The following is a 7,729-nucleotide window of genomic DNA, read 5'->3' as shown; positions in this document are numbered from 1 at the left end:
TTAAGCCGGACACCAGCAGCATCCCGCTGACTGCTGACAACTTCTACAACCATCCGTCCAACTATGACGGTACTACCGATTCTCGCGTTATCTACTTCGCGTTCGACAGCAACACCGTTCCGGCTGCGGCTTTCGAAACCCTGCGTGCCCACGCGACTTACCTGAAGAACAACGCTAACGCGAAAATTCGTCTGGAAGGTCACGCTGATGAGCGCGGTACCCGTGAATACAACGTTGCTCTGTCCGAGCGTCGTTCCAAAGCGGTAGAGAAGTTCCTGCGCGTACAAGGTGTTGCTTCCTCACAGCTGGAAATCGTTTCCTACGGTGAAGAGAAGCCGGCAGCCTTTGGCCACGGTGAAATGGACTGGGCCAAGAACCGCCGCGTAGAAATCAACTACCTGTCCGGCCGTCCGTAAGGCATGAAGGTAGTGATGACAGCGCGCCTGTTCGCAGGCGCGATGCTCAGCTCCCTGGTGCTCTGTGCGCATGCACAGAGTACTGGGCCGCTGGCCGTTGAAGAGCGCAGCCTCGCCCAGGCGCAATCGCAAATGCGCAATACCTCCGCACCGTCTGCTGCGGTGAACGAGGATGGGTTGATGGTGTTGATGCAACAGCAGCAACAGTTTGAAGAACAGATTCAGCAGCTGCAGGGTCAGCTGGAAGAACTGCGCCACGAGCTTTCCACTCTCAAGGAAGCCGAGCGTGAGCGTTATCTGGATCTGGATACCCGAATTAATACGCTGGCTGAGCGGGGACAGACCGAGCAGCCAGAGGACGGCGCTGAAGGGGATAATGACCCGGAAGCGGACCGTGCCGCCTATAATGCCGCCAAAGACAAATTGGTCAGTGGTGACTTCAAGGGTGCCATTGCCGGTTTCGAGGCGTATCTGGGTGAATTCCCGCAGGGAATGTCCCGGGCCAACGCCCATTTCTGGGCGGGCAAGCTATACAGTGACCAGAAAGAGCCGGATTTGAAGAAGGCGGAAGGCCATTTTCAGGCGGTGGCCGACGATTACCCGGACCATAGCAAGGCCCCGAAAAGCCTCTATATTCTGGCCGTCATGCAGGCCAAGGCCGGTGAGGTTTCGCCCGCCAAGGTCAATCTGCACAAGCTGATCAAGCAATACCCGGATAGCAGCGAAGCCGGCCAGGCCAAGAGCCTGCTGGACCAGCTCAACCCGTAACCCCTTCCTGTCCCTTTACCGGCGGCACAGAGGCCGGTAAAGGTGATAGAATCCGCGCATTTCCGCCCCAACCGACGATTAAGGGGCCCTCAGGAGATGTTGTGGAACTCCGTCTTACCGAAATTTTCCATTCCCTACAGGGTGAATCCCGCACCGTGGGCTGCCCGACGGTCTTCGTGCGCCTGACCGGCTGCCCGCAGCGCTGTGTCTGGTGTGATACGGAATATGCCTTTTCCGGAGGGGAGAAATGGACCTTGGCGGCGATTCGCGAGCAGGTAGCCGCCCATGGGGCGCACTACGTGACGGTGACCGGTGGCGAACCGCTGGCCCAGCCGAATTGCCTGCCGTTGCTTACGGCGCTGTGTGATGACGGTTACCAGGTGAGCCTGGAGACCGGTGGTGCCATGGATATTGCCGGAGTGGATGAGCGCGTTTCTGTGGTCATGGACCTGAAAGCGCCGGGCTCCGGGGAACAGCACAATAATCGTCTGGAGAATATCCCCCTGCTCAAGGCGCACCATCAGGTGAAGTTCGTGCTGGCGGATCGCAAGGACTATGACTGGGCGCGTTTCATGCTGGACCAGCACCAGCTGCATAAACGGGTCAGCGATGTGCTGTTTTCGCCGGTGCAGGACGGTCTGGCGCCGGGAGCATTGGCGGACTGGATTGTGGCAGATCGCTTGCCGGTCCGTTTTCAGTTACAGCTGCATAAATACCTTTGGAATGATGCCCGGGGGCGTTGATTGGTGCCAGACGCACGATGCCTGACGTAAAGCCCGAGAGCCTTCAAGTAATGAGTAATTAAGGAGCCTTGCCATGAAAAAAGCCGTGGTGTTGCTATCCGGTGGCCTGGATTCTGCCACTTGCCTGGCCATTGCCAGGGACCAGGGCTATGAATGCCATACCATCGCCTTTGATTATGGCCAGCGGACCCGCTCGGAGCTGGATGCGGCGGTGCAGGTGTCCGGGGCGCTGGGGGCACTGAGCCACCGCGTTATTGAGCTGGGCATGGGCAATATCGGCGGCTCCGCCCTGACCGATCATTCTATCGATGTGCCGGAAGACGGTGGCGCAGGCATCCCGGTGACCTATGTGCCGGCGCGCAACACCGTGTTCCTGTCATTGGCGTTGGGTCTGGCAGAAGTGGTTGATGCACAAGCCATTTTTATTGGCGTGAATGCGGTGGACTATTCCGGTTACCCGGATTGCCGCCCGGCCTTTATCGAGGCGTTCCAGTCCATGGCCAACCTGGCCACCAAGGCCGGGGTGGAAGGCCGGCCGATGCAGATCGAGACCCCGTTGATGCACCTGAGCAAGGCGCAGATTATTCAGCAGGGGGTAGCGCTGGGGCTGGATTACGGGCTCACGGTGTCCTGCTATCAGGCTGACGAGAATGGCAATGCCTGTGGCAAATGCGACAGCTGCCGCTTGCGCAGCCAGGGGTTCGAGGATGCATTGGTTAAAGATCCAACAAACTATCAATAAAGCGGAAAAAATTTCGGTTAACCCCTTGTCACCCAGAAATAAATCCGTATTATTTGCGCCTCCTTCGGGAGCGGGTCGTTAGCTCAGTTGGTAGAGCAGTTGGCTTTTAACCAATTGGTCGCTGGTTCGAATCCAGCACGACCCACCATATTTAAAGGGCTCGCCTACGGCGGGCCCTTTTTCGTTTCAGCCTCCCGGCTTCTCTTCTCCCTTCCTCCGATGTTCTGTGCGGGCAGCGATCGATCAGCGCTGCAGTTCTCCCGTGCGTTGAAACAAGCGGTTGTCGTGTTCCTCCGCAGGCTTCCACACGGGCAGGCCAGCCAATTCAGCCAGCTCCACCATGTGTGCAGTGCCACGCCCGCCAGGGAAGGCGATGACGCCCTGTGGGCGACCATGATGCAGCATGCGGCGGTTACGCATGGGGCCGGCGGCCCGCCCATGGGCTTTCCAGTTGGCGGGGTAGCTCACCTGGTCGATGCCGTGGTTGTGGGCCCACTGGCCTGCCAGGCGGTCGGCGCCGCTGGCGTTGCCGTGAATCAACAGGCTTAGGGTGTCATCCCGGTGCAGGCGGCAGAGGGTCTGCTCCAGCAGGGCATGGTTGTCAAAATCGCGGCCACCGCAGACAAGAATACGCATTATACTGTCCATAATGTCAGTGTTGCGGGAAGTATAAGCATAGGGCTCGGCGATTGCATCTTTGTGATTGTTGTCTTGCAGGCACGTGATGGATAGGTGGATGGCCGCATTCACAGGTCGTTGACAGAGTGACAGGTTAAAGTTGTACAAGGTTTTCTTCGTGTACAACCTGAAAGAGCCCGTGCATCGTGATGCTCTTTCCTGCAACCAGTGAGGTCGCTCCATGGACAGTGCTCAATCATCATCGTTGTCGACGTTGCCCGGGGTGCGTATTCCGGTGGGGATCAGTGCTTGTCTGATGGGCTTGGAAGTGCGTCATGACAAGGGGCACAAGCATTCCCGCTACTGTACCGAGGTGCTGTCGTCGTACTTTGAATTCCGCTCGCTGTGCCCGGAAATGGGGGCGGGCATGCCGGCGCCGCGCAAGGCCATGCATCTTGTCGAGCCGGCCCAGACAGAACCGGAGCCGGGCAGCGAGGCCCTGCGCCTGCTCACCACGGACGGGGAACGCGATTGCACCGCGCTGATGCAGGATTTCATTGACCGTACGCTGCCGTCTCTGGCGCCCCTGCGCGGTTATATCCTGATGGCCAAATCTCCCAGCTGCGGGATGGAGCGAATCCGTGTTTATAACGCTGCCGGCAATGTGCAGCGCCGTGATGCCAGCGGGTTGTTCGCGGCGGCGCTGGCAGAGCGCTACCCGCTGATGCCGCTGGAAGAAGAGGGGCGATTGAATGATGCGACCCTGCGGGAGAATTTCATTGAGCGCGTTTTTCTGTATGACGACTGGTGCCAGATGATGGAGCGGGAGCTTACTGCCCAGCAACTGATCGCCTTCCATAGCCGACACAAATTCCAGCTACTGGCGCATTGTCAGAAAACCTACCGTGAATTGGGTCCCATGCTGGCGGACATGAAGGCGCGCCCGCTGGACGAGATTGCCGGGGATTATATCCAGGCGGTTATGACCGCCATGAAGAAGCGGGTCTCCCGCGGGGCGCACGTGAATACCTTGCAGCACCTGGCCGGGTTTCTGCGCCAGGACCTGGGAGATGCCGACCGGGCACTGATCAACGAGCAGATTGATGCCTACCTGCGTGAAGAGGTGCCCCTGGTGGTGCCGATGACGTTGCTGCGCGGGGCGCTGCGCAAAACGGATCAGCCGTACCTGGCCCAGCAGCGTTATCTGTCGCCGTACCCCGATCCGCTGGGGCTGAGAAACCGGGTATGAGTGACTCGGTGGAGGTTTCCCCGCTGCTTGCTCCGCAAGCCGATGGCGTCAGTATTCAGCAGGTCAGCACGCGCTGTGGTATCCCGGCGGTCACCCTGCGGGCCTGGGAGCGCCGTTATGGCTTGCTGTCCCCTGGCCGGACCGAAAAAGGCCACCGGCGTTACAGCGAGGCCGATATGGCCCGTATCCAGCAGATTCAGCAGTGGCTGGAGCGGGGCGTACCGATCAGTCAGGTGGCGGGCTTGCTGGCCCAGCCGGACACGGCGGCCAGTGCTCGCTATGAGTCGAGAGATGGCCCCTGGCAGGAGGCTGCCGTTGCGGCCGTGACGGCGCTGGAATCACTTAATACCCGCCGTCTGGAGCAGTTGCTCAACGGGTTGCTGAACGATTACAGCCATGCGCTGGTGCTGGAGCAGTTTTGTGATCCATTGCGGGCGCAACTGGCGGCCACCCCGTCGCTGGGTGGGCTGCTGACCGTGCTGGATAGCGTGCTTATGGCTAAGTGGTCGTCGCGGGCATTGTCGCTGGCGCCACGGCGCCGGGAGGCCGGCTGGCTGCTGGTGCCGGTGGGGGGCGCTTTGCCGGCCCTGGAACTGGCGATGGTATTAAACCGCCCCCTCTGGTGCCTGGCCGCTAACCTGGCTGCGGGCCAGGCACGCAGTGTCGTGGAAGGTATGGCAGGGCGAGCGGGTGGTGTGCTTTGGGTGATGGATCGCTGGCCGACTGCGGTGGAGCGTCAGCCAATCGGTATGGCCGCTGCCCGCGGCCTCAGTGAAGCCTGCTGGGGCCTGGATTTGTCCTCAATGCCGTTGCCGACGCAAGTGTCGCAGCTCAGCGGGCGCCGCCAGGCGCTGGCGAGTGAGCTGGATCGTCTGCAGCAATCCTGGAGTCACGTATGAATCTGGTCTGGTATCGCAATGACTTGCGTGTGGCCGCGCACTCGCCCTTGCAGGCCGCCCTGTCGGAATCGTCAGAGCGGTCATCGGGGCCACGGGCACTGGCGGTGTACTGCCTGTGCCAGGGGCAGTGGGATCGCCATCAAGTGGCGCCGTTACGGCGCTGGTATGTGCTGGAAAGTGTCCGTGAGCTGGGGGAGGCACTGGCCTGCCGCGGGATTGATCTGCATGTGCTGGAGGCGGATACCTTTGCTGCGGTGCCGGAGGTGCTGGCCCGGTTTGCCCAAGAGCACGGTGTGACGCATCTGTACTGCAATCGTGAGTACCCATTGAACGAAAAACAGCGCGACAAAGCGGTGGCAGAGCGGTTGCGTGGGCAGGGTGTTTGCCTGCAGGGATTCGACGATGGTGTGTTGGTGCCGCCTGCCGCATTGCGTACCGGAAAAGGCACCCCCTACACGGTGTTTGGTGCCTACAAGAAACGCTGGGATGTCTGGATGGCGGACCATCACCCGGTGGTGACGCCGGCTCCGCCAGAATCTGATCACTGCGGTAACTTTGTCGGGGCTGCGGTGGTGGACAGGGCCCTGAAATCCCTGAGCGTACCTGAGGCCTTAACGCAGCAGTGGCAATCTGGAGAAGAGGCCGCCTGGCAGCAGCTCCACCAGTTTGTGGAGCAATCACTGGCGGGTTATCGCCGCCAGCGGGATTTTCCCGATATTGCGGGCACCAGTGGTTTGTCGGCGGCGTTATCCGCTGGGACCTTGTCCGTGGCCAGCTGTTACCGGGCGGCGAGTCAGGCCATGGCAGATGCGGGAAGCCGTGACGGTGCCGCGTGCTGGATCGGTGAACTGGCCTGGCGGGATTTCTATCGGCAGATCATGGCGCAGTTTCCCCGTGTCAGCCGCGGCCAGGCATTCCGACCCGAAACCGATCTGTTGCAATGGGACCAGGATGACGAACGCTTCACCGCCTGGTGCGAAGGGCGTACCGGTTACCCGTTGGTGGATGCGGCCATGCGTCAGCTGGTTGCCACCGGCTGGATGCACAACCGGCTGCGTATGGTGACAGCCATGTTTCTCAGCAAGCATCTTTGGCTGGACTGGCGTCGCGGAGAAGCCTTTTTCATGGAACACCTGCTGGATGGGGATTTTGCGGCCAACAACGGGGGCTGGCAGTGGAGCGCGTCGGCGGGCACGGATGCGGTGCCCTATTTTCGGGTCTTCAACCCGGTGCGCCAAAGCCAGCGTTTTGATGCACAGGGACGTTTTATTGCCCGCTGGGTGCCGGAACTAAACGGGCTGGACAGCAAGCAAATCCATGAGCCCTGGAAGCAACCGTTACTGGCCCCGGATTATCCGCCACCCATCGTGCCCCATGCCGGGGTGCGTGAGCGGGTGACCACCGCGTTCAAGGCGGCCAAGACACAGTTTGATCAGGCGCAATCCATGGGCTCGGCTATGGAAAACAACATGGGTAACAGCAAAAAGGAAAAGGCATGAGTCAGCGTATCGCCATCGTCGGAGCCGGGATCAGTGGGCTCACCTCAGCCTGGTATCTGTCCAAAGCGGGCCATCAGGTTGAGGTGTTTGAAGCCAATGACTATCTGGGTGGCCATACCTGTACGGTGCCGGTTTCCCGGCCCCACGGGGAATACGCGATTGATGTGGGGTTTATCGTCTTCAATGACCGCACCTACCCGAACTATCTGCGCCTGCTGGATGAATTGGGCATACAGGGGCAGCCGACGCCCATGGGTTTTGCGGTGAGCGACCAGAAGAACGGGCTGGAATATTGTGGCGACGGGCTGGGGGGCATGTTTGCCCAAAAACGCAACCTGTTCAGCTCATCACACTGGCGCTTTATTGGTGACATCTTGCGATTCAACAAGCAGGCGCCGGCCTTGCTCAATAGCGCAGAGGGAGACATTCCTCTGGGGCAATATTTGCGTGAGCACGGTTACGGTGAGCGCTTTTGTCGGGATTATATTCTGGCCATGGGCGGGGCTATCTGGTCTTGCTCACTGGAGCAGATGGAGGTGTTTCCTGCCCGGTTCTTTATTCAGTTTTTCCAGAACCATGGCCTGCTGTCGCTGAATGATCGCCCGCAGTGGTTTGTGGTGCCGGGCGGCTCCAATCAATATGTGCAGCCACTGGTGGACGGTTGTGAGGCCGCGTTTCATATCGCCACACCGGTGCAGGGGATACGTCGAGATCATCACGGGGTGTACGTCACCGCACAGGGCAAAGAGCAGCACTTTGACCAGGTAGTGCTGGCCTGCCACAGCGACCAGGCTT

The 7,729-nt window shown here is 60.1% G+C and carries 9 protein-coding genes and 1 tRNA gene; 9 read left to right on the top strand and 1 reads right to left on the bottom strand.

The features are described from left to right. The 5 genes from pal to A3754_RS03500 all read left to right on the top strand — a co-directional run. Window positions 1–416: peptidoglycan-associated lipoprotein Pal (pal, locus tag A3754_RS03520; protein ID WP_063518863.1), on the top strand; the 416-nt coding region annotated here is incomplete at its 5' end. Between the two features lie 15 nt (window positions 417–431). Next, entirely contained in the window at window positions 432–1,184 is a 753-nt protein-coding gene (gene ybgF, locus A3754_RS03515; RefSeq protein WP_231880465.1) for a tol-pal system protein YbgF, read from the top strand. Between the two features lie 101 nt (window positions 1,185–1,285). Beyond that, window positions 1,286–1,927, top strand: coding sequence for a 7-carboxy-7-deazaguanine synthase QueE (gene queE / locus A3754_RS03510; RefSeq protein WP_063518861.1), 642 nt, complete (start codon window positions 1,286–1,288; stop codon window positions 1,925–1,927). A gap of 73 nt (window positions 1,928–2,000) precedes the next feature. Continuing rightward, window positions 2,001–2,669: a 7-cyano-7-deazaguanine synthase QueC gene (gene queC, locus A3754_RS03505; protein WP_063518860.1), complete on the top strand. Its 669-nt coding sequence runs from the start codon at window positions 2,001–2,003 to the stop codon at window positions 2,667–2,669. Between the two features lie 72 nt (window positions 2,670–2,741). Continuing rightward, a tRNA-Lys gene (locus A3754_RS03500) sits at window positions 2,742–2,817 on the top strand. Window positions 2,818–2,912: 95 nt separating this feature from the next. Here the strand turns inward: A3754_RS03500 and A3754_RS03495 are convergent. Continuing rightward, window positions 2,913–3,305, bottom strand: coding sequence for a DUF2493 domain-containing protein (locus A3754_RS03495; protein ID WP_007148944.1), 393 nt, complete (start codon window positions 3,303–3,305; stop codon window positions 2,913–2,915). Between the two features lie 223 nt (window positions 3,306–3,528). Between A3754_RS03495 and A3754_RS03490 the strand changes: the two genes are divergently transcribed. The 4 genes from A3754_RS03490 to A3754_RS03475 form a co-directional block, all read left to right on the top strand. Continuing rightward, a complete protein-coding gene (locus tag A3754_RS03490; protein ID WP_156496746.1) occupies window positions 3,529–4,536 on the top strand; it encodes a DUF523 and DUF1722 domain-containing protein in 1,008 nt (335 codons plus the stop codon). Continuing rightward, window positions 4,533–5,435, top strand: coding sequence for a MerR family transcriptional regulator (locus A3754_RS03485; RefSeq protein ID WP_063518858.1), 903 nt, complete (start codon window positions 4,533–4,535; stop codon window positions 5,433–5,435). Before A3754_RS03490 ends, A3754_RS03485 begins: the two co-directional genes overlap by 4 nt. Continuing rightward, a complete protein-coding gene (locus A3754_RS03480) occupies window positions 5,432–6,934 on the top strand; it encodes a deoxyribodipyrimidine photo-lyase (protein WP_063518857.1) in 1,503 nt (500 codons plus the stop codon). The genes A3754_RS03485 and A3754_RS03480 overlap by 4 nt, the downstream gene beginning before the upstream one ends. Next, the coding region (locus A3754_RS03475; RefSeq protein WP_156496745.1) for an NAD(P)/FAD-dependent oxidoreductase at window positions 6,931–7,729 on the top strand (799 nt) is incomplete at its 3' end. The genes A3754_RS03480 and A3754_RS03475, both read left to right, overlap by 4 nt.

It is taken from the genome of Alcanivorax sp. HI0083 (genome assembly GCF_001635175.1).
This window is presented reverse-complemented; position numbering and strand designations above follow the sequence as displayed.